The following is a 22119-nucleotide window of genomic DNA, read 5'->3' as shown; positions in this document are numbered from 1 at the left end:
ATGAATGGAGTGAACCATGTCTTTTTTAACGCACGTCCGCGTGTTGTTCCTTTTGCTATTGACCTCTCTGTCATTCCCCGCCTTGTCCGATCCGGTTTCTGGCTTGACCTGTGGCATTTACCAAGAACCAAGAAGCCAGATTCGTGTGTTAAATCACGAGTTGCTACAACAATCGTTTGCGACTGAGACTGCGTTGCATCAGTACCGCTTAGCGGGAAGTAAACTCAAGCGGGTTACGCTGGGGGAATTGGTAGACACTACTATGGAGGTGTCTGCTGACGGTAAAACCATTACCGACCCGATGTTCAAAGTTAATTATGTGCTCAAGGAAGAGCAACCCTGTCTGACCAACCTGCCGCCGCCGAAAACCGAGATAGGCAAAACCTGCTGGAACGACCTGCTCGCTTGCAAAAAAAGGCTGTATGAGGTTGATACTGCTCAGTTAAAACAATTATGTGAAGACCACATTGATTCAGCGTGTAGCCGGTGGGAAGCGCGTACCTCTGCAGAAAAATCGGGCCAGTCACCGTTGGCAAGCATTGCAGGCATCCCGGCCGCACCGGTACAGGAATATACCGATATCATGGCCACAGTGTGCCGCAGCGGTATTTCGGCCAAACTGTGTACTGAAGCGGCCAAAGCGCAGTGGCGTAGCGGACAATACCTGGCGGCCCGTGACCTTTTGCAGGTTGCCTGTACCGCGCCGATCAATGATGGTTCATCGTGCCAGAAAGTGGCCAATCTGGCCTCATTGACAGAGCAGGACATCGCGTCGCCGGTATCGGGTATTCCCGTAGGAGCCTTTGCCCTGCGCGAAACGGGCGATCCGGATATCACGTTTGCCGAAGACGGTAGGGTGAACATGCGCGGTATTGCACCGGTTAACGCACAAGAAGAAAAAGGCATTATTCGTATCGGTCACAATAAAGGCGGTGCATTTGCCTTTCGCCGCGCAGGAAATGACAAGTTGATTGGCCTCGACTTTTGGAATCAACTAACGGTGTATCACTTGCGTCACGACACGAAGTGATAGCAGTGCGGCACTGAGCGTGCTTCCGGTCACGGTTCGAATGCGCAGGCAACTGTTCATGCTGGCCCATCACCCTACGTCAACCGTCTGAACAGGGCCGGAAACAATCAGAATCTCCCCGCATTATCACCGGCATCCGCTATGATAGGATTGCCACAAAACCGTTACTGACGCACCGCGAGTTGTGATACCGTGGCGCGCACTAACAGGCGATGGCAACGCTTGGCGCTATTTTTCATGCAGACCGTTTACAGGAGAAAAAGGATGGATGCACTGGACTTGTTACTCAACCGCCGTTCTGCCTCGCGTTTGGCTGCTCCGGCACCGCAAGGCGACGCGTTAGCCAACATTATTCATGCCGGCATGCGCGCGCCCGATCACGGCACCCTGCAACCGTGGCGTTTCGTGATTGCTCAGGATGAGGGATTGGCCCGCCTGAGTGAGGTTTTATACGCCGCGGCTCAACAGGAAGGCCTTGACGCGGCTGCTCAAGATAAAGCCCGTCAGGCCCCGTTTCGCGCTCCAATGGTCATCACCGTGATTGCACATTGCGAAGATAATCCCAAGGTGCCCAAATGGGAGCAGGTGGTTTCCGCGGGCTGCGCGGTGCAAGCGATGCAAATGGCTGCACTGGCGCAGGGTTTCAACGGTATCTGGCGCAGCGGTCTGTGGACTGAGCACGAACAGGTCCGTGAAGCCTTTGGCTGCCGCGAACAAGATGAAATTGTCGGGTTTCTCTATTTGGGAACACCGCAACTGAAAGCGTCCACCACGGTTGTGCCGTTGGACACGGAAAAATTTGTTCGCTATTTCTGATAATGCGCCTGTTTATTGCTGAAAAACCCAGCCTCGCCAGAGCGATAGCCGATATCTTGCCTAAACCGCATCGGCGAGGTGACGGCTACATCGCCTGTGGTTCACAGGATGTCGTTACCTGGTGCGTCGGGCATCTACTCGAGCAGGCTCAGCCTGATGCCTATGATGCCCGCTACGCACGCTGGTCGTTGGCCGATCTGCCGATTATCCCCGAAAAATGGCTGTTGATGCCGCGTCCCTCAGTGAGCAAGCAACTGAATGCCATCAAGAAGCTGTTGGGGGAGGCGACGGAGGTGATCCACGCCGGTGACCCGGATCGTGAAGGACAACTGCTGGTGGATGAGGTGCTGGAGTATCTGGCGCTGGCGCCGGAAAAACGTCAGCAGGTGCGGCGCTGCCTGATCAACGATCTCAATCCGCAGGCGGTGACGCGAGCTGTCGAACGTCTACGCGATAACCGCGACTTTGTACCGCTGTGCGTATCGGCGCTGGCGCGTTCGCGGGCTGACTGGCTCTACGGTATTAACATGACCCGTGCCTACACGCTGTTGGGGCGCAATGCCGGTTATGACGGCGTGCTCTCCGTCGGCAGAGTGCAAACGCCGGTGCTGGGGCTGGTGGTGCGTCGCGATGAAGAGATCGAAAATTTCGTCGCCAAGGATTACTTTGAGGTCAAGGCGCATATTGTCACGCCTGCCGATGAACGCTTTGTGGCGCTGTGGCAACCGAGCGAATCTTGTGAGCCGTATCAGGATGAAGAAGGGCGTTTGTTGCACCGCTCGTTGGCTGAGCATGTGGTCAAGCGCATTGCTGGACAGCCTGCCGCCGTAACGGATTACAGTGATAAACGCGAATCGGAAACGGCACCGCTGCCATATTCTCTTTCCGCATTGCAGATCGAAGCTGCCAAACGCTTTGGCCTTAGCGCACAACAAGTGTTGGATACCTGTCAGCGCTTGTATGAAACCCATAAACTGATTACCTATCCGCGTTCGGACTGCCGTTACCTGCCTGAAGAGCATTTTGCTGGGCGTCATGCGGTTATCAATGCGATTACGGTGCATGCGTCCGGGCTATTGCCGCAACCGGTCGTCAACCTTGAACGTCGTAACCGCTGCTGGGATGACAGCAAAGTTGATGCGCACCATGCGATTATTCCCACCGCGCGCAGCGCCAATGCATCGCTGAGTGAGAACGAGCGTCAGGTGTATGGGCTGATTGCCCGGCAGTATCTGATGCAGTTTTGTCCTGATGCGGTGTTTCGTAAATGCGTCATTACCCTCGATATTGCCGGGGGGAAATTTATTGCCAAAGCCCGTTTTCTTGCCGATGCAGGCTGGCGTGCGCTACTGGGCGCCAAGGAGCGCGACGACGAAAACGATGGCTTGCCGCTGCCGGTGGTCGCCAAAGGGGATGTGCTGCTGTGTGAAAAAGGTGAGGTGGTAGAGCGGCAAACCCAGCCTCCACGTCCGTTTACCGATGCCACGTTGCTTTCTGCCATGACCGGCATTGCCCGTTTTGTGCAAGACAAAACGCTGAAGAAAATATTGCGTGAAACCGATGGCCTCGGTACCGAAGCCACGCGTGCAGGCATTATTGAGCTACTCTTTAAACGAAGCTTTCTGTTTAAAAAAGGGCGTTATATTCATGCTAGCGAAGCGGGGCGGGCGCTGATTCATGCATTACCGCCTAGCGCAGCGTTGCCGGATATGACCGCCAATTGGGAAGCCACGTTGACGCTGATCAGCGAAAAACAGCGTCGTTACCAGGATTTTATGCAACCGCTCACTGAAACCTTGAGTGGATTGATAGCGCAAGCGCGACAAAACCGGTCCGCATCGGCGTTTCGCGGACTGCAAGCACCCCAAAAAACGCAGAAAAAAACACGTAAACCCACGGCGAAAAAGGCCGCGAAGGAGCAGAACGGATGAAATCATCACAGGTGATGTTGTTTGTCGGCGCGCTGGTCTCTCTGCCCGTGTGGGCGCAATCTGCCGCGACGACCCTGCCCGTGCCCTCGCGGGGCAACACGGATATCGTGGTTGGCGTACCGCCCAGTGTGATTTGGGGCGATAACAACGGTTCGACGCGGCGAGAGCCGCAAAACAACTGTATGCGTTGCTGCGTGTTTGAGAACCGTAATTATACGGAAGGCGCTGTGGTGCGAACGGAAGGGGTGTTGTTGCAGTGTACGCGTGACAGGCAAACGCTGGGGACGAATAATCTGATCTGGCAAGTGCTGAAACAGTAACGGTATTAGCGACAGGGCAGTCGTGAACGGCTGCCCGTGCAAGGTGTCAGAGCCCGGTGAACGTGGCCCAAATCGGCGCGTGGTCAGAGGGTTTTTCCATGCTGCGGATGTCGTAATCGATATCGCTTGCTGTGCAGTGCGTCGCCAATGCCTGACTGGCGAGGATCACATCGATGCGCAGGCCGCGATTGTCGTCAAAACCAGCAGAGCGGTAGTCAAACCAGGAATAGCGGTCGGTAGTGTCTGGCGCCAGCGCGCGGAAGGTATCGACCAATCCCCATCCCAGCAGGCGCGCCATCCATTCACGTTCTTCGGGTAAAAATGAACACTTACCGGTGCGCAGCCAGCGCTTACGGTTTTCTTCACCAATGCCAATATCCAGATCTGTTGGGCTGATATTGATATCCCCCATGACGATCAGCGGTTGCTCCGGGGTGTGATGCTGCGTCAGATAGGTCTGCAAGTCGGCATAAAAGCGCGTTTTGGCCGGGAATTTCACCGGGTGGTCGCGGCTCTCTCCCTGCGGGAAATAGCCATTGATAACGGTCAGCGTGCCAGCGGGCGTGGCGAAATCCGCCATGATGATGCGTCGCTGCGCATCGGGTTCATCGCTGGGAAAGCCGTAGCGCACGGCAATCGGCGTCTCTTTACACAGCAGCGCGACGCCATAATGGCCTTTTTGCCCGTAGTAGTAGACCTGATAGCCCAGCTTGCGTATCTCTTCGAAGGGAAACATATCATCGTGTACTTTGGTTTCCTGCAAGCCAATGATATCCGGCTGATGCTGGGCGATGATAGCGGCCAGTTGGTGAGGGCGGGCACGCAGCCCATCGATATTAAAAGAAACAACTTTCATCGTCACTGCCATGTCAGGAAATTGTGACGCTGATGGTATCAGAAAAAACCGGCAAAGGTCGCGCCAGAGGCGCCCGGCGGATGATATCGCGGTCTGTTGAGCGAACGGAAGGTTGAAGTAGCGATAGTAAGCCCTTATACTTCGCAGCTCGCAGGAGAGAGGACCGCGCAACGCGCGACCCGCCGAAGGCGCAAACTCCCATAATCGCTCAGGCCACCTTACTGCACTTTGTTGATACGCCGACTTGAGAGCGGTGTGCGCGCTGTTTCTGCGTAGCCACCCACCGAAGGGGCAAGCGGCGTAAGCTGCATAAACTCTCAGGTAAAACGGACAGGGGGAGAGGCACATTTCACAGGAAAATTTGTGTGCTTACTTACATCTATCTGATCGCAATTACCGCAGAAGGCATGTCTGGTGCATTGGCCGCCGGACGCAGGAACATGGATATTTTCGGTGTGGCGATGATCGCCTTTATCACCGCACTGGGCGGTGGCACCGTTCGTGACATCCTGCTCGGCAACTATCCCATCGGCTGGACGCAACACCCCGGTTATATCTATCTGACGATTGGTGCAGACCTGTTCACTATCGTGATTGCCCGCATCATGCATCACCTGCATCGACTGTTCCTGATCCTTGACGCTATGGGGCTGATTGCCTTTACCATTATCGGCTGCAATGTGGCGCTGAAGCTGAACTATTCCTTTACCGTGGTCATTATGGCAGGGATTGTCACCGGGATCTTCGGCGGTATTCTGCGCGACATTTTTTGCAACCGTACGCCGATGGTACTCCGTAAAGAGCTCTATGCCAGCGTCTCACTGCTGGTGGCGCTGCTGTATCTCGGGCTGAAAGCGTTACAGATCAACCACGATATTAATCTGCTGGTGTCGTTTACGCTGGGGCTGTCGCTGCGTTTGGCGGCGATCCGTTGGTCATGGCAGTTGCCGGTGTTTTCTTACTCGCCGGGCAGTTGGAAAGGAAAAGCCTGAGAGATGTGCTGAACCGCACCGTAATCGGTCACAAAACGGTGTAACGTGGCTTCTTCATAACACTATGGCAGACGGATCTGATCGTATTCTGCTACCAGGACCCTATGAAGAACAATTTTAACGTTTTTGTCGCAAGTTCTGCGTTTTCACTTCTGGGAATTGAAATTTACCACATCACGCTACCTTTGCTGGCGTTGAGTCTCAACCTCGACCCGGTGCAGATAAGCTGGTGTGTGTTTGCTTTTTATTGCCCGGTGATTTTTATCAAAATAATATCATCACCGTTCATAGAAAAATCAAACAAGATCAGCGTGCTAAAATGCAGCGAGTGTGGGCGCATTTTCTGTTTGGCGCTGTTTATCCTGTTGCTCATGTTGTTTCGCGATGCCAGCTTCTGGTGGATTATGGCGGTTTCACTCGCTTATGGCATATTCACCGTGTTTACTGAAGTGGCTGAACCTGTGGTCATCAAGGGACTGATTCAGGGACACGCCTCTACGTCAGCCTTGTCAACCTACGAGATCAGAACCCGAGCCGTTCAGCTTGTTGCGCCAGCATTGTGCGGCTATCTGATCTCTGTGAATATTTTCTTTCCCTATTCCGTCAATCTGCTCTTTTCGCTGTTAGCCGTGTGCTTATTGTTCCTGATGCGTATTGATGCCCCCCCGACAGCACGTGCTGCGCATTCCTCGGTGGGCGCTGATATCCAACAGGCATTTCGCTGGTTGCGCGACAATAAATTGTTTAGCGTCATCGTTGCACTGACCGCGCTTAACAATTTTTTACATCCTATTCTCTATCTGACGGTGATATGGAGCCTGAAAGCACAAAATACCGCCTTTGAAATAACCGGCCTGGTGCTTTCTGGTCTGGGGGCGGGCGGTCTTATCGGCAGCTTTATTTCACGCAAAGTGATTAACCTATTGTCGCTCAGGCAGTTGGTTCTCATTGTCAATCTGGCTCGCGTGCTGATTTTCTGTGGGTTTCTCGTCTTTACCGATCCGGTGTCGATTTTTGTGCTGTTTGTCTTTAAAGCCATCATGGGGGGGATATGGAATGTCAGTTATAACGTATTCACCCTTCAGGAGATGCCGCTCAAACTGGCGGCAAGGATTTCTGCGGTGAGCGGGACGTTGGTGAAAATCAGCGCTGGCGTTGGTAGCCTGGTGGCCGGATATTCTCTGGGATTTATCGGGGCGGATTTGACGCTGGTTACACTGGCCGTGCTGACCTTGTTCATGGTGTTTACCATACTCTTTTGTGTGTAAAAAAGAGTATGGTAAACACCATGAACAAAAAGCGTTAGAAGGATAGGGCGTGAACGTCAGGTGCGAACAGGAATTAGGATAAACGAGAGAGATAAACGGGTGCAACAGGCGTTGCTAGATGGTGGTGGGGGAAGGATTCGAACCTTCGAAGTCTGTGACGGCAGATTTACAGTCTGCTCCCTTTGGCCGCTCGGGAACCCCACCATGGCCTAACTGATTGTGCGCTTTCTTGGTAAGCGGGGCGCATCATATCAAATGCGGCGCCCCTGTAAAGCCTGAAGGCAAAAAAAGGCGTTTGTTTGCCGTTTTTTCACACGCCTTGCGGATTTTCCACTCAGCGTTGAGTGGAAAAACAGCGGCTTAAAGAATAATGGTGCGATTACCGTAAACGAAAACCCGCTGCGCCAGCACGCGGTACAGGGCGCGGCTAAGGACGTTTTTCTCGACGTCGCGGCCTGCACGCATCATGTCATCGGCGGTATAGGTGTGATCGACGTTGATCACATCCTGCATAATGATCGGACCTTCATCCAGGCTATCGTTCACATAGTGGGCAGTCGCACCGATAATCTTCACGCCGCGCTCATAGGCCTGATGATAGGGACGCGCACCGATGAATGCTGGCAGGAACGAGTGGTGGATGTTGATCACCTGATTCGGATAGTGCTGCACAAAAGCAGGCGTCAATACGCGCATGTATTTGGCCAATACCACATAATCCGGTTTGTAGGCGTCAATCTGCTCAATCATCAGCTGGTCGTGTGCTTCGCGCGAAAGCCCTTCATGGCTCACCAGATGGAACGGGATATCAAAACGCTCAACCAGCGTCTGCAAGGTATCGTGGTTGCCAATCACGGCGGCAATCTCAACATCCAGGCCACCGTAGGCGCTCTTCATCAGCAAATCGCCCAGACAATGCGCCTCTTTGGTGACCAGAACCACGATGCGACGACGGCCCGCATCGCTCAGTTCACGCACGGAACCTTCCGGCAGCGCGCCGTCCAAATCCGCCAGCAGCGTCGTGTCATTGAAGATCCCTTCTAATTCAGTACGCATGAAAAAGCGCCCGGTGCGGTGATCGACAAATTCATTGTTCTGCACAATGTTTAATTCATGCTTGTAGCAGATATTGGTAATTTTCGCGATAAGCCCCTTCGCATCGGGGCAAATAGTACGCAACACTTTTCGTTGTATTGCCTGAGATTGCATCGTTTGGGATTGCATGGAAATAAGAACCCTGTCCAAATTCGTCTGTCATCATCCCCGAAAGCTGCCACGTTCGTGCGTTTTATCGCCGCGATAAGGGGAAGCATGCCACCGGGTTACATTTTTTGCCTTACACTACGCGCCTATCTTCGCCCGCAGCACTGTTTGTATTTTTTGTCCGAACCGCATGGACAGCGATCGTTTCTGCCAGTTTGCAGATGTACGCCATCCACATAGTACCAGCGATCGAGGCGGCGAAGGAAGCGTGAGCGTTCGCGCATCAGCGATGTGCGCTCTGGCTGCGCGGTGTCGGTATAGCGCGCAGCGAATTCGACATATCCTTCATCCGCATCGCGTCCTGGGCTGGTAGCCAGCACGTTCAAGCGTTGCCACTGCGTATCCTGGGCGCTTTCGGCGATTGAAGCCCGCCATTTTTCAGGTTGAAGCGCAGGGTCCCAGGTAGCAATAAGATAATCAACGTCATGGGCTACGTACGCACAATAGCGTGAACGCATTAATGCTTCTGGCGTTGGTGCGATGTCGGTGCGTTGCAGATAGGGAAGGCAGCATGCGGTATACTGCTTACCACTCCCGCAGGGACAGCTTTGCGGCACGGTGACTCCTGGGTGTATTGCCAATAGTAAAAAAAATTAAAAAATATCGATATTTGCGTGAAAATAACTCAACGTCGTGGCGATATGTTACCTAACAATCTCGGTGAGTGGCAATGTACGCTAAAATGAATAGCGAGATGAGAAGGATATCATGAGGCAAAGAAAGATTGGCCTGGCGCTGGGATCGGGCGCGGCAAAAGGATGGGCCCATATTGGTGTCATTCAGGCATTGACTGAAATGGGTATTGTGGTCGATGTGGTAGCCGGTTGCTCTGTAGGCGCTTTAGTGGGTGCGGCTTATGCGACTAACCGACTGAATGCCATGGCGCGCTGGGTGAGTGGGTTTCATCATTGGGATGTGATTCGCCTGATGGATCTATCTTGGCAGCGGGGTGGGTTACTGCGTGGCGATCGGGTATTTAATCAGGTACGACACATCTTGCGTACCCAGCAGATAGAGGAGTGTGCTATCAAGTTCGGTGCGGTGGCTACCAACCTGACAACAGCGCGAGAACTGTGGCTTACCGAGGGCGATCTGCACCATGCGATCCGCGCTTCATGCAGCATGCCGGGATTGCTCGCACCGGTGCGACACAATGACTATTGGTTGGTTGATGGTGCAGTGGTGAACCCGGTGCCTGTTTCTCTGGCACGCGCACTGGGCGCTGACGTGGTAATTGCCGTGGATTTGCAGCATAACGCCACGCTGGGGCATGACGACATGCTGTCGGTGGCCGCGATGGCTGAGGAGACGCATGCGGATTCGACGCCGCTCAACTGGCAGCACAAGCTTCGGCAGCGCTTGTCCATGGGGTTGCAGCGTCAGCGTGCCAACCGTGCACCTTCCGCGATGGATATCATGACGGCCTCCATTCAGGTGCTGGAAAACCGTTTAAAAATGCATCGTATGGCTGGCGACCCGCCTGATGTGGTGGTGCAGCCCTATTGTCCACAAATCGCCACGCTGGATTTTCATCGCGCGCATGAGGCGATTGCGGCAGGGCGACTGGCCGTTGAGAAAAAGCAGGATGAATTGCAACTGCTGGTAAACCGAGACGCAGGCTAATGCGAAACGCGGCGCCTGATAAGTGTCAAAAAGGGTAAAAGTGTGGAGTGGCAGGGGTTAAGGCCGAACAACGCGAGGGAATATGCATGAAGTTGACGTATGAGGTCATCAATGGGGCAGCCATTAACAGATAAGCACATATTGATTGTTGAAGATGAGGCGGTATTTCGTTCCGTGATCGCTGGCTATCTGACATCGCTGGGTGCGTCTGTGCGTGAAGCTGTCAATGGGGTGGATGCATTGGCCGTAATGCAAGGCTATCACCCTGATTTGATCGTGTGCGATTTGGAAATGCCACTGATGGGGGGCATTGAGTTCGTTGAAACGCTCAGGTTGCAAGATAATCGCACGCCCATTCTGGTGGTGTCTGCTACCAGCCAGATGGGGGATGTCGCCAAAGTGCTGCGTCTGGGCGTACAGGATGTGATGCTTAAGCCTATCCGCGATTATGCGCGCTTGCGCGAGGCCGTGATGACCTGCATGTATCCCGACATGTTTACTTCTCAACTGAGTGAAGTTGAGCAGTTGATGGAGGATATGGATTCACTCAATCAATCGCCAGATGCTGTTAATAAACTGCTGGCGCAGCTACAGCCGCCGGTGCATCAAAAAATAGCAGGTTGCAGCGTGCGTTACCGCCAATTGACGTCATTAGAGCAGCCGGGTTTGGTACTGGATATTGCCGCATTGTCTGATGATGATTTGGCGTTCTATTGTCTTGATGTGACACAAGCCGCTAATAATAACGGCACGCTGGCGGCTTTGCTGCTGCGCACACTGTTTAACGGATTGTTGCAAGAGCATCTGGCTAATCAGCAACACCGTCTACCTGAATTGCCTGTATTGCTGCGACAGGTCAATCAATTGCTGCGTCAGGCCAATCTTAATGGGCGTTTCCCGTTGCTAGTGGGCTACTATCACCGAGGATTGCAACGACTCATTCTTATTTCAGCCGGTTTGCATGCCATGCTGAACGCGGGAGAGGAGCAGTTGGTGTTAAACAATGGTATTCCACTCGGCACCCTCGATGGAGCATATCTTAACCAATTAAACCATGAGTGCTCCGCTTTTGAATGTCAGGTATGGGGACGCGGTGGACGCTTACGACTGATGTTATCAGCAGATTGAATGCCAACGCAGTGTGATGAGGCCTACGGAATAGTCTGATAGGCGCTCATCATGCAATTTGTTGCATACTCTTCGCTTTCGAAATTAATTTTTATTTCCTACTATATAAAGCGTTGTTTTATTTTTATCATAGCCATCGCGTTTACCGGGTGTCGTCTCTGGCCGAGCAGGCTGGTGTATCCCGAATTAAACCCGGCAATAAAGTTCATTATTTGAACGGTATATCAGAGGTTGTTATGTCAACGGTGAATAAAAAAGTTAGAAAAGCGGTCATCCCCGTCGCAGGGCTAGGGACTCGGATGCTGCCGGCAACAAAAGCGATTCCAAAAGAAATGTTGCCGCTGGTTGATAAGCCGCTCATTCAATACGTCGTCAATGAGTGTATCGCCGCAGGCTTGAACGAAATTATTTTAGTTACACACTCATCTAAGAATTCTATTGAAAACCACTTCGATACCAGTTTTGAGCTGGAAGCGATATTGGAGAAGCGTGTTAAACGCCAATTGTTGGAAGAAGTTCAGTCTATTTGCCCGAAGCACGTCACCATCATGCAAGTGCGTCAGGGGTTGGCAAAAGGGTTGGGACACGCTGTGATGTGCGCACACCCGTTAGTCGGGGATGAGCCGGTCGCCGTTATTTTGCCCGACGTTATCATTGATGAATTTGAATCCAACCTGAAAAAAGACAACCTGAGTGAAATGCTGGCGCGTTTTTCTGAAACGGGTCATAGCCAAATTATGGTTGAACCGGTTGAAGAAGTCAGCAGCTATGGTGTTGTTGACTGCAAAGGGCAAACATTACAGCCGGGCGACAGTGCGCCAATGGTGGGCGTCGTGGAAAAACCCAAGGCGTCAGAGGCACCGTCCAATTTGGCCATTGTCGGTCGCTATGTGCTATCGGCTGATATTTGGTCTCTGCTGGAAAAAACACCGCCGGGAGCGGGTAATGAAATCCAGTTAACGGATGCCATTGCCATGTTGATGGAAAAAGAAACCGTAGAGGCTTACCACCTTAAAGGGGGCAGTCACGACTGCGGAAACAAATTGGGTTACATGCGTGCATTTGTAGAATACGGCCTGCGTCACAATACGCTGGGTAATGATTTTGCTGCATGGCTTAATGAAACCGTTAATGAAAATGATGTGAAATAACCTGATTCGATGGCGCTTTGCCTTGTGGTTCGCGGAGCGTCACGAAAAATGGATATAAAAAACCCCGTTAAACGGGGTTTTTTGTTAAATAAGCACAAGAATTCCGATTGGGAATTACAGCAGGAAATCGTCCAGCGATTTACCTTGCTCTTCAATGGCTTTCTTGATCACGGCAGGGGTGCGGCCTTGGCCAGTCCACGTTCTTGCTTCGCCGTTTTCATCGGTATATTGATATTTTGCAGGGCGTGCGGCGCGTTTGCTTTTGCCCGGTGTTTTTGCTGCACCCAAAGATTGCAACAGTTCATTCGGGTCGATGCCATCAGCAATCAACATATCACGATATTGTTGTAATTTACGGGTACGTTCTTCGATTTCTGCCTGAGCCTGATTATCTTCGTCACGACGCTCATTGACAACGACTTCCAGTTTTTCCAGCATTTCTTCCAAAGTATCCAGGCTGCATTCTCTCGCTTGGGCGCGCAGAGTACGGATGTTGTTTAGAACCTTTAGTGCTTCGCTCATTGTGATAATCTCAAATAATATTATTGGTGGCGTATGTAGGGTGATAATAGATGGCTATTTTATTTTCTGCAATAGTCAAATTTGTAAGATTGTTAAAAAATGGCGTTTTTAAAACCGATATCACGTTGCCGCTGGGGTAAATAAAACTGCGGTGTTAACAAATGAAATACCTGTTACTTGAGTATTACTCTGGGCGCAGCGTTAAAACGGTCAACGGTGATGTGGACAGAGAGCGATATAAGCATTTTTTATACCCGGTAACGTTTACCGGTTGTCAGGTTGGCGGTGTCGATAAACACAAATCAAGTTACTCGTTCCCTTACGCTGAAGAGGGCGATTCCATGCCTTTCTGACCGATATCATACAATGCTAATTATTTACGCTAAATATCGCTCATGCTGTTAATGTTTTCCTCTGTATAGGAATTTTCGCAATTGCCCATTGCTTTATATACCCCGATTACCCACGCCATTGCGGCGGTGATGGCGTTGTTATCCCACTGTGCTGTCTCTCACGGCCCTTGGGGCCGCATCGGCAGTGGGCACGTCGGTTATTTCAAAATATGATACAATGCGCCGCCGCGCGTTGCGCGGGTAAGCGCTCTTTTGGGGTTATAAACATGGCACAACTTTATTTTTATTACTCGGCAATGAACGCGGGAAAGTCTACCGCATTATTACAGTCCTCTTATAACTACCAGGAACGGGGGATGAGGACGCTGATTTTAACGGCTGAAATAGACCAGCGCGATGGTATCGGGCGGGTCAGCTCGCGCATTGGACTTTCCGCCCCGGCCCTGGTGTTTAATTTAGAAACTGATTTGTTGACCTTGTTGGTTAATGTGCAACGTGAGCAGCCTGTGCACTGTATATTAATCGATGAGTGCCAGTTTCTAACCCGCGAGCAGGTGAATCAACTGTCAGACATTGTCGATGAATTGGATATTCCGGTGCTGTGCTACGGTCTACGCACTGATTTTCAGGGCGAATTATTCTCCGGTAGCCAGTATTTGCTCGCCTGGGCGGATAAGCTGATCGAGTTGAAAACGGTCTGTCATTGCGGGCGCAAAGCGAATAGGGTACTGCGACTTGATGCGCAGGGCAACCCGCTGCGCGAAGGTGAGCAGGTGGTGATCGGGGGCAATGAGCGCTATGTGTCAGTCTGCCGTAAACACTATAAAAGCGCATTGGGATTAATCCACGCTTCACTCTCTGCAGATAGCCACTAGGGCCTGTTGACAATCATCGCCAAGAACCTGTTTTTTTGTAAAAGAATCTGTTTACATTCTGTCTTTTTTGGAAAAGCAGAATGCCAAGATTGATGCTCAGTGATGACCAATACGAACGGATTAGCCCGTTTTTGCCGGGAAAGGATTCGGAGCCGGGACGAACAGCAGCAGATAATCGGCTTTTTGTCGAAGCGGTTTTATGGATCGCCCGAACTGGAAGCCCATGGAGAGATTTACCACCCGATTTCGGACTCTGGAACAGTGTGTACAAACGCTTTGCCAGATGGTCACGGGCAGAAATATGGCATTCCGTTTTTGCTGAACTTGCGGGCGATGCCGATTTCGAGGAAATCTTCATCGACAGCACTATCGTACGGGTTCATCAGCATGCAGCGGGCGCTCCCAAAAAAACGGTGACCAGTCGATTGGTCGTTCTCGCGGGGGATTGACAACCAAGATTCACGCTCTGGTTGATGGGCTGGGCATGCTTGCCCGTTTTAGTTTGACTGGTGGTCAAAAGAGCGACACCAGAGAAGCATTGCCTTTACTTGGTGAATTGAAACCTTCAAGCTTGGCTGCAGACAAAGCCTACGATACGAATGTGATTCTACAATATCTGGAGTCGGTAGGCATTCAGGCTGTCATCCCCAGCAAAGAGAATCGCCGTGAGCAACGCCCACTGGACAAACATCTTTACGCTTCACGCAATTTGATCGAACGTTTCTTTTGCCGTATCAAGCAATTTCGACGCGTAGCTACACGCTTCGACAAACTCTCAAAACGCTTCGCATCATTCGTTGCGCTCGCTGCTGCATTCGTCTGGCTGTGTTAATTGTCAACAGCCCCTAGGCGGCTGCTAGAAAATAGGTGGATAAAAAACCCCAGTGACGCGCTGCGTCACTGGGGGGAGGTATTATACCCGTCATACGTCAAGTTGCAGGTGTGTTGGCTACGCTCGTTATTCGGCCCATCCCAGGGCCTCACCTCTTACGAGGCCGCCGCTAGCGGCGTACAAATCTGCTCTTGGCAGATTTGTCACCCGAATCACTTACTTGAGTAAGCTCATCGGGATGCCTTCTCTTGCCGCGTTATGAGACGCATAAATGCGTCTCGCTCTAAAGGGCCAACGCAAGCGCTGTTCAAAACGTAAACGTTTTGTCCTGCAACGCGAATTATTTAGGGTATATCGCTTCTCAGTTAGCCTTCTTACCTTTTTTCTCGGTTTTGGCCGGGGCTTTCTCTTCTTCAACACTTTCCGTATACGGACGGCCGTAGAAAGTGTCCAGCATGATCTGTTTCAGTTCAGCGATTAGCGGATAGCGCGGGTTGGCACCGGTACACTGATCGTCAAAGGCATCTTCAGACAGTTTGTCGACTTTCGCCAGGAAATCGGCTTCTTGCACGCCTGCTTCACGAATTGAAGTGGGGATGCCCAGTTCAGTTTTAATTTCATCTAACCAGGTCAACAGTTTCTCAATCTTCGCTGCGGTGCGATCGCCGGGGGCGCTCAGTCCCAGGTGATCGGCCACTTCGGCATAACGACGACGCGCTTGTGGGCGATCGTACTGACTGAATGCGGTTTGCTTGGTCGGATTGTCATTCGCGTTATACCGGATCACGTTAGCGATCAACAGGGCATTGGCCAAACCGTGCGGAATGTGGAACTCGGAGCCCAGCTTGTGCGCCATGGAGTGGCAGACCCCCAGGAAGGCGTTGGCAAAGGCGATACCGGCGATGGTGGAGGCTTTGTGAACGCTCTCACGTGCAACCGGGTTTTTCGCGCCGTCACGGTAGCTGGCCGGCAGGTTCTCTTTGAGCAGCTTCAATGCCTGTAGCGCTTGTCCGTCGGAATATTCGTTGGCAAGTACCGATACGTAGGCTTCGAGTGAGTGGGTAACCGCATCCAGGCCGCCAAAGGCGCACAGGGATTTTGGCATGTTCATCACCAGATTCGCATCAACGATCGCCATGTCCGGGGTGAGTGCATAGTCCGCCAACGGGTATTTTTGCCCGGTGGCATCATCCGTTACTACGGCGAACGGCGTCACTTCAGAACCGGTACCGGAGGTGGTGGTAACGGCGATCATCTTCGCCTTCACACCCATTTTCGGGAATTTGTAGATACGCTTGCGAATATCCATAAAGCGCAGCGCTAACTCTTCAAAATGGGTATCCGGATGTTCGTACATGACCCACATGATTTTGGCTGCGTCCATCGGTGAACCGCCGCCGAGCGCGATGATCACGTCAGGCTTGAACGCTTGCATCTGCTCAGCGCCTTTGCGCACGATACTCAGGGTCGGATCGGCTTCCACTTCAAAGAAAACATCGGTTTCCATTCCGTGCTGTTTCAGCACCGAACTGATTTGATCCACGTAGCCGTTGTTGAACAAGAAACGGTCCGTCACGATAAAGGCGCGTTTGTGGACATCCTCGGCCACTTCTTCCAGTGCGATAGGCAAGGAGCCACGACGGAAATAGATGGATTTCGGAAGTTTATGCCACAACATATTTTCAGCTCGCTTGGCTACCGTTTTCTTGTTAATCAAGTGTTTGGGTCCGACATTTTCTGAAATTGAGTTACCGCCCCAGGAGCCGCAGCCCAGTGTCAGCGACGGTGCCAGCTTGAAGTTGTACAGATCGCCGATACCCCCCTGAGAGGCTGGCGTATTGATCAGAATACGCGCGGTTTTCATCATCGCCCCAAAATGGTTGACGCGTGCTACCTGGTTATCCTGATCGGGACTTTGTTGAATAAATCGAACTTTTAGGTGATTGGCGCATCTGATGGCTAAATTCGTTTCAACATCAGGTCCCCATGGGCTTTGTTGAATAATAGTGAATAATGCTATTTTTACATGCAAGTTTTGGTTGAAAATGCTTGTCACATCAGGTGTGCAGTTTTCTCATGAGGCCTAACTGCATGATTTTGCGTTGAGAGGATCTGTCGTTTCACCGGTGGTGCAGCATAAAATATGTTTATTCAACAAAGCCGTCCCCATGGCAAAGCAAAAGTTTAAAATCACCAACTGGCCTGCGTACAACAAAGCACTCAGACAACGCGGTTCCCTGACAGTCTGGCTTGATCAGTCGGCCATCGCTGCATGGACTGACAGTTCTTCGCCTGAAGGTCGTGGCCGGCCGCTTTACTACAGCGATATGGCTGTTACCACAGTCCTGATGATGAAGCGTGTGTTTAACCTGTCGCTCCGGGCATTACAGGGCTTCGTTGATTCGATTTTTAAACTCATGTCTTTGCCGCTGTGCTGCCCGGACTACTCGCTGGTCAGCAGACGAGCAAAGAGCGTCAACATCAGCATAAAAACGCCAACGCGTGGTGAAATCTCGCATCTGGTCATCGACAGTACCGGTCTGAAGGTCTTTGGCGAAGGTGAATGGAAAGTCAGGCAGCATGGGGCTGACAGACGAAGAGTGTGGCGCAAGCTTCATCTGGCAGCAGACAGTGCGACGCATGAGATTATCTGTGCCGACTTATCGCTCAGCGGAACGACAGATGCCCAGGCACTGCCGGGCTTGATTAACCAAACCCACCGGAAAATCAGGGAAGTGTCAGCAGACGGTGCTTATGACGCCCGTTACTGCCACGATGCGTTGCTAAGAAAGAAAATCAGGCCGCTTATCCCGCCGCGAAGCGGAGCGAAATACTGGCCGGACAAGTACCATGAACGTAACCATGCGGTGGCGAATCAGCGTCTGAGCGGGAGTAATGATATGTGGAAAAAGAAAGTGGGTTATCACCGGCGTTCAGTGGCTGAAACAGCCATGTTCCGCATAAAAACTTTGCTGGGTGGCCATCTGAGCCTGCGTGACTACGATGCTCAGGTGGGTGAAGCCATGGCGATGGTCAAAGCGCTGAACCGTATGACCTTGTTGGGGATGCCACACAGCGTCAGGATCGGATAACAGGTGTAGCAGAGGGAGCCATCCTGTCGGCTAATTCTGATTTATTCAACAAAGCCCCTGATCGGTATACAGGCACGAGGTATGACCGATATCGCTTCTCTCTTGCCGAAAAAATGATCGGTAGAGAGAAGACGAACACAGAAACAGGTGCAATGCCTTTATAGGTAGAACCATGCTGAAATTTATTCTGCGTCGTTGTCTGGAAGCGATACCGACGCTGTTTATATTGATTACGATCTCGTTCTTTATGATGCGGTTAGCGCCGGGAAGTCCCTTTACTGGCGAACGAAACTTGCCTCCGGAAGTGATGGCGAATATTGAGGCCAAATACCATCTTAACGATCCGGTATTGAAACAATATGGTAATTATTTGCTGCAATTGGCGCAGGGGGATTTTGGCCCGTCCTTTAAATATAAGGACTACTCGGTTAACGAGTTGGTGGCGAGTGCGTTTCCCGTTTCCGCTAAACTTGGTGCGGCCGCTTTTGTGTTTGCGGTGATCCTGGGCGTGACGGCAGGTACTGTAGCAGCGCTGTACCAAAAAAGTCGTTGGGACTACACCATTATGGGATTTGCCATGACCGGCGTGGTGATCCCCAGTTTTGTGGTTGCACCACTTTTGGTGCTGGTGTTCTCGATCACGCTGCGCTGGCTGCCCGCCGGGGGATGGAACGGTGGGGCAGGCAAATATGTGTTACTGCCGATGGTGGCGCTTTCACTCTCTTATATCGCCAGTATCGCACGCATCACGCGTGGCGCGATGATTGAAGTGCTGCACGCCAATTTTATCCGCACCGCGCGCGCTAAAGGGTTGCCAATGCGTCACATCATTTTGCGTCACGCGTTGAAACCGGCCTTGCTGCCGGTGCTTTCCTACATGGGCCCGGCGTTTGTCGGCATTATCACCGGTTCAATGGTGATCGAGACCATTTTCGGTCTGCCAGGCATCGGGCAACTGTTTGTTAACGGTGCATTGAACCGAGACTATTCTCTGGTGCTTAGCCTGACCATACTGGTGGGCGGTTTGACGATTCTGTTTAACGCCATCATCGATGTGCTGTATGCCGTCATCGATCCCAAAATTCGTTATTGAGTGAGGTGAGGATGTTCAGAAAACAAAATCATCACGCGCTGATGAATATGGGACAATCATTGGAAACTAAGGGGCGCAGCCTATGGCAGGACGCCGGGCGGCGGTTTATGCATCACCGCTCTGCCGTGGCAAGCCTGATGGTACTGGTGGGCATTACGCTGTTTGTTACGCTGGCTCCGCTGTTGTCCCCCTTCAATTTTGCCGATACGGATTTTGCCATGATGTCGCAGGCACCGGATTTGGCTTCAAAACACTACTTTGGCACCGATTCTAACGGCCGCGATCTGTTGGTTCGTGTTGCCATTGGCGGAAGAATTTCATTGCTGGTGGGCATCGCTGCCGCGCTGATTGCGGTGCTGGTAGGCACCTTGTACGGGGCCATTTCTGGCTATGCGGGCGGCAAAGTGGATTCCGTCATGATGCGCTGGCTGGAGATCCTGAACTCCTTCCCTTTTATGTTTTTCGTCATCTTGCTGGTGACCTTTTTTGGACAGCAACTACTGCTGATCTTCATCGCGATTGGCATGGTGTCGTGGCTTGATATGGCGAGAATTGTGCGCGGGCAGACGCTTAGCCTGAAACGTAAAGAGTTTATTGAAGCTGCAGTGGTGTGCGGGGTGTCTACCACGGGCATTGTGTTGCGGCATATCGTGCCCAATGTGCTGGGCGTTGTCGTGGTTTACGCGTCATTGCTGGTTCCCAGCATGATTCTGTTCGAATCGTTTTTAAGTTTTCTGGGGCTGGGCGTGCAAGAGCCTCTCAGCAGTTGGGGCTCGCTGCTCAATGATGGGGCGAACTCAATGGAAGTGTCGCCTTGGCTGCTGCTGTTTCCGGCCGCATTTTTGGTTGTCACCCTGTTTTGTTTTAATTTTATCGGCGATGGCTTACGGGATGCCTTGGACCCGAAGGATCGTTGAGGAGCCGCTATGATTGCGAAACACGCAGAACAGAAAGGGAATAACCTGCGCGCGCTGCACCCGTTACTGAGCGTCACGGATCTCAACGTGCGATTCGCCACGGAGGAAGGCGAGGTCACGGCAATGAACGCGCTGACGTTTACTGTAGAACAAGGTGAAACGCTGGGTATTGTTGGCGAGTCAGGCTCGGGAAAATCGCAGACCGCGTTTGCGCTGATGGGGTTGCTGGCGGCCAATGGTCAAGCCAGCGGGTCGGCTCGCTTCATGGGGCATGAAATCCTCAATCTGCCTGAAAAATCGTTGAACAGGCTGCGTGCGAAAGAGATCGCCATGATTTTTCAGGATCCGATGACCTCGCTTAATCCTTATATGCGCGTCGGAGAACAGTTGATGGAAGTCCTGATGTTTCATCAAGGATGCAGTCGCAGCGAGGCGTTCGACGGCGCGGTGAATATGCTGGATGCGGTGCGAATGCCAGAGGCGCGTCAGCGTATGAAAATGTATCCCCATGAGTTTTCGGGGGGGATGCGTCAGCGTGTCATGATTGCTATGGCGCTGCTATGTCAGCCCAAACTGCTGATTGCCGATGAGCCGACCACGGCACTGGATGTGACCGTTCAGGCACAAATGATGATGTTGCTTGCGGATTTAAAACGGGAATTCAACACCTCTATCATCATGATTACCCATGATTTAGGCGTGGTGGCAGGCATTTGTGACAAGGTGTTGGTGATGTATGCGGGTCGCACCATGGAGTATGGCAGCGCGCGCGATGTATTTTATCGTCCGTCGCACCCTTATTCGGTAGGGTTGCTTAACGCGGTGCCACGTCTCGATGTCAGTGACGAAACGCTGGCCACGATCCCCGGTAATCCGCCCAATTTGTTGCATCTGCCGCAGGGATGTCCCTTTCTTCCCCGGTGTCCTTACGCCATGGAACGCTGCAAGGAAGTGCCTGCGTTGACCTCGTTTGATGCGGGGCGGATGCGGGCCTGTTTTCGCGCAGTGGAGGAGGTGCTATGACCACCCAACAGGAAAAACGCGTCATCCTCGACGTGCGTGACCTCTGCGTACACTTTGCCGTCAATGCACGCAAAAAATGGTTTTGGCAACCGCCACAATCGCTCAGAGCGGTAGATGGCGTCACGTTTCGTCTCTATGAAGGGGAGACCCTGGGTATTGTCGGCGAATCGGGTTGCGGTAAATCGACCCTGGCGCGCGCCATTATTGGGTTGGTGAAAGCCACCAGCGGGCAGATTTGCTGGCTGGGCCAAGATTTGTGCCACATCCATCAGGATGGATGGCGTCACGTCCGCAACGATATTCAGATGATATTTCAAGACCCGCTGGCTTCGCTTAATCCGCGCATGACGGTGGGTGAGATCATCGCCGAGCCGCTGCGCACGTATCGTGACGATCTGTCCCGACAAGTGATTGACGAACGTGTCAAAAATATGATGCAGAAGGTGGGGTTACTGCCTAACCAGATTAACCGCTATCCTCATGAGTTTTCTGGCGGCCAGTGTCAGCGAATCGGCATTGCCCGGGCATTGATTTTACGCCCCAAGCTGATTATTTGTGATGAGCCTGTATCGGCGCTTGATGTGTCGATACAGGCGCAGGTAGTGAACCTGCTGCGGCAGTTGCAGAAGGAAATGCAACTGTCACTGATTTTTATTGCGCACGACCTTTCGGTGGTTAAGCACATATCCGATCGCGTACTGGTGATGTATCTCGGTCACGCCGTGGAATTGGCCACCGATGACGCCTTATTTGGCAATCCGTTACACCCTTATACCCAGGCGTTGATGTCGGCAGTACCGATCCCCGATCCCGACAAAGAGCGCGGCAAACGTATACAGCTGCTGGAGGGAGAGTTGCCTTCACCCATTAACCCGCCCACGGGCTGCGTATTTTGTACCCGTTGCCCGATAGCCAGTGAAACCTGTGTTAAGACGCGCCCGTTGTTGGAAGGCAATTTTACCCATGCGGTCTCATGCCTGAAAGTCGATCCGCTACAAGGCTGACCATAAAAAAGGCCTGCGTAGTAGCAGGCT

Annotated in this window: 22 protein-coding genes, 1 tRNA gene, 1 pseudogene and 2 riboswitches; of the genes and pseudogenes, 18 read left to right on the top strand and 6 right to left on the bottom strand. The window is 52.2% G+C overall.

Annotation, left to right across the window (positions count from 1 at the left end; genetic code table 11):
* The first annotated feature begins 16 nt into the window (after positions 1 to 16).
* From K6K13_RS10420 to K6K13_RS10405, 4 genes are all read left to right on the top strand, one after another.
* Positions 17 to 1030: a hypothetical protein gene (locus K6K13_RS10420; protein WP_222160718.1), complete on the top strand. Its 1014-nt coding sequence runs from the start codon at positions 17 to 19 to the stop codon at positions 1028 to 1030.
* Positions 1031 to 1294: 264 nt separating this feature from the next.
* Positions 1295 to 1846 carry an NAD(P)H nitroreductase gene (locus tag K6K13_RS10415; RefSeq protein ID WP_222160717.1) on the top strand — a complete coding sequence of 184 codons (552 nt, stop codon included), beginning with the start codon at positions 1295 to 1297 and terminating at the stop codon, positions 1844 to 1846.
* A 2-nt stretch (positions 1847 to 1848) separates the two neighbouring features.
* Positions 1849 to 3777, top strand: a complete 1929-nt coding sequence (locus K6K13_RS10410) for a DNA topoisomerase III (RefSeq protein WP_222160716.1) — start codon at positions 1849 to 1851, stop codon at positions 3775 to 3777.
* The gene (locus K6K13_RS10405) at positions 3774 to 4097 is read left to right on the top strand and encodes a DUF1496 domain-containing protein (protein ID WP_222160715.1); all 324 of its coding nucleotides are present in this window, start codon (positions 3774 to 3776) and stop codon (positions 4095 to 4097) included. The genes K6K13_RS10410 and K6K13_RS10405 overlap by 4 nt, the downstream gene beginning before the upstream one ends.
* 46 nt (positions 4098 to 4143) lie before the next feature.
* Here K6K13_RS10405 and xthA read toward each other — a convergent pair whose 3' ends face one another.
* Positions 4144 to 4953 (bottom strand): exodeoxyribonuclease III, encoded by an 810-nt coding sequence (gene xthA / locus K6K13_RS10400; RefSeq protein ID WP_222160714.1) that lies wholly within the window; start codon positions 4951 to 4953, stop codon positions 4144 to 4146.
* Between the two features lie 141 nt (positions 4954 to 5094).
* A riboswitch (glycine riboswitch) is annotated at positions 5095 to 5187 on the top strand.
* Positions 5188 to 5296: riboswitch (glycine riboswitch) on the top strand. It begins immediately after the preceding riboswitch.
* Between the two features lie 22 nt (positions 5297 to 5318).
* Here xthA and K6K13_RS10395 point away from each other — a divergent pair.
* On the top strand, positions 5319 to 5945 hold the full coding sequence (locus tag K6K13_RS10395) for a trimeric intracellular cation channel family protein (protein ID WP_222160713.1): 627 nt from the start codon (positions 5319 to 5321) through the stop codon (positions 5943 to 5945).
* Between the two features lie 104 nt (positions 5946 to 6049).
* Positions 6050 to 7213 (top strand): MFS transporter, encoded by a 1164-nt coding sequence (locus K6K13_RS10390; RefSeq protein WP_222160712.1) that lies wholly within the window; start codon positions 6050 to 6052, stop codon positions 7211 to 7213.
* A gap of 119 nt (positions 7214 to 7332) precedes the next feature.
* On the opposite strand, the gene K6K13_RS10385 is transcribed toward K6K13_RS10390, so the two are convergent.
* From K6K13_RS10385 to K6K13_RS10375, 3 genes are all read right to left on the bottom strand, one after another.
* Positions 7333 to 7417 (bottom strand) — tRNA-Tyr (locus tag K6K13_RS10385).
* A 156-nt stretch (positions 7418 to 7573) separates the two neighbouring features.
* Complete coding sequence (purU, locus tag K6K13_RS10380) at positions 7574 to 8422, bottom strand: formyltetrahydrofolate deformylase (RefSeq protein WP_222161047.1); 849 nt, start codon at positions 8420 to 8422, stop codon at positions 7574 to 7576.
* A gap of 140 nt (positions 8423 to 8562) precedes the next feature.
* A complete protein-coding gene (locus K6K13_RS10375) occupies positions 8563 to 9033 on the bottom strand; it encodes a YchJ family protein (RefSeq protein WP_222160711.1) in 471 nt (156 codons plus the stop codon).
* A 151-nt stretch (positions 9034 to 9184) separates the two neighbouring features.
* On the opposite strand from K6K13_RS10375, the gene rssA reads away from it, so the two are divergent.
* From rssA to galU, 3 genes are all read left to right on the top strand, one after another.
* On the top strand, positions 9185 to 10099 hold the full coding sequence (rssA, locus tag K6K13_RS10370; RefSeq protein ID WP_222160710.1) for a patatin-like phospholipase RssA: 915 nt from the start codon (positions 9185 to 9187) through the stop codon (positions 10097 to 10099).
* A gap of 111 nt (positions 10100 to 10210) precedes the next feature.
* Positions 10211 to 11227 carry a two-component system response regulator RssB gene (gene rssB / locus K6K13_RS10365; RefSeq protein WP_222160709.1) on the top strand — a complete coding sequence of 339 codons (1017 nt, stop codon included), beginning with the start codon at positions 10211 to 10213 and terminating at the stop codon, positions 11225 to 11227.
* 236 nt (positions 11228 to 11463) lie between these two features.
* A complete protein-coding gene (galU, locus tag K6K13_RS10360; RefSeq protein ID WP_222161046.1) occupies positions 11464 to 12378 on the top strand; it encodes a UTP--glucose-1-phosphate uridylyltransferase GalU in 915 nt (304 codons plus the stop codon).
* Positions 12379 to 12492: 114 nt separating this feature from the next.
* Here the strand turns inward: galU and hns are convergent, their stop codons facing one another.
* A complete protein-coding gene (gene hns, locus K6K13_RS10355; protein WP_222160708.1) occupies positions 12493 to 12900 on the bottom strand; it encodes a histone-like nucleoid-structuring protein H-NS in 408 nt (135 codons plus the stop codon).
* Positions 12901 to 13061: 161 nt separating this feature from the next.
* Between hns and K6K13_RS10350 the strand changes: the two genes are divergently transcribed.
* From K6K13_RS10350 to K6K13_RS10340, 4 genes are all read left to right on the top strand, one after another.
* Positions 13062 to 13253, top strand: coding sequence for a hypothetical protein (locus K6K13_RS10350; RefSeq protein ID WP_222160707.1), 192 nt, complete (start codon positions 13062 to 13064; stop codon positions 13251 to 13253).
* An 81-nt stretch (positions 13254 to 13334) separates the two neighbouring features.
* Positions 13335 to 13466: a hypothetical protein gene (locus tag K6K13_RS23440; RefSeq protein ID WP_286206788.1), complete on the top strand. Its 132-nt coding sequence runs from the start codon at positions 13335 to 13337 to the stop codon at positions 13464 to 13466.
* Positions 13467 to 13519: 53 nt separating this feature from the next.
* On the top strand, positions 13520 to 14128 hold the full coding sequence (locus K6K13_RS10345) for a thymidine kinase (protein WP_222160706.1): 609 nt from the start codon (positions 13520 to 13522) through the stop codon (positions 14126 to 14128).
* Positions 14129 to 14208: 80 nt separating this feature from the next.
* A protein-coding gene (locus K6K13_RS10340; protein WP_252120469.1) for an IS5 family transposase occupies positions 14209 to 14960 on the top strand; the annotation gives its coding sequence in 2 pieces (ribosomal slippage) (positions 14209 to 14542 and positions 14542 to 14960; 753 coding nt in all).
* 361 nt (positions 14961 to 15321) lie between these two features.
* Here the strand turns inward: K6K13_RS10340 and K6K13_RS10335 are convergent.
* Positions 15322 to 16869: pseudogene (locus K6K13_RS10335) on the bottom strand (iron-containing alcohol dehydrogenase); the annotation flags it as partial.
* 259 nt (positions 16870 to 17128) lie between these two features.
* On the opposite strand from K6K13_RS10335, the gene K6K13_RS10330 reads away from it, so the two are divergent.
* The 5 genes from K6K13_RS10330 (at position 17129) to oppF (ending at position 22089) form a co-directional block, all read left to right on the top strand.
* Positions 17129 to 18052, top strand: coding sequence for an IS5 family transposase (locus K6K13_RS10330; RefSeq protein WP_222160705.1), 924 nt, complete (start codon positions 17129 to 17131; stop codon positions 18050 to 18052).
* A gap of 172 nt (positions 18053 to 18224) precedes the next feature.
* Entirely contained in the window at positions 18225 to 19145 is a 921-nt protein-coding gene (gene oppB / locus K6K13_RS10325) for an oligopeptide ABC transporter permease OppB (protein WP_222160704.1), read from the top strand.
* Between the two features lie 11 nt (positions 19146 to 19156).
* Complete coding sequence (gene oppC, locus K6K13_RS10320) at positions 19157 to 20062, top strand: oligopeptide ABC transporter permease OppC (protein ID WP_222160703.1); 906 nt, start codon at positions 19157 to 19159, stop codon at positions 20060 to 20062.
* Positions 20063 to 20071: 9 nt separating this feature from the next.
* Positions 20072 to 21085 (top strand): oligopeptide ABC transporter ATP-binding protein OppD, encoded by a 1014-nt coding sequence (gene oppD / locus K6K13_RS10315; RefSeq protein WP_222160702.1) that lies wholly within the window; start codon positions 20072 to 20074, stop codon positions 21083 to 21085.
* Entirely contained in the window at positions 21082 to 22089 is a 1008-nt protein-coding gene (gene oppF / locus K6K13_RS10310; RefSeq protein WP_222160701.1) for a murein tripeptide/oligopeptide ABC transporter ATP binding protein OppF, read from the top strand. Before oppD ends, oppF begins: the two co-directional genes overlap by 4 nt.
* Positions 22090 to 22119: the final 30 nt, after the last annotated feature.

Origin of the sequence: Symbiopectobacterium purcellii (assembly GCF_019797845.1) — a bacterium.
Lineage (GTDB): Bacteria > Pseudomonadota > Gammaproteobacteria > Enterobacterales > Enterobacteriaceae > Symbiopectobacterium > Symbiopectobacterium purcellii.
Note: the sequence above shows the minus strand (reverse complement) of the source record. Positions and strands in the feature narration are given on the sequence as shown.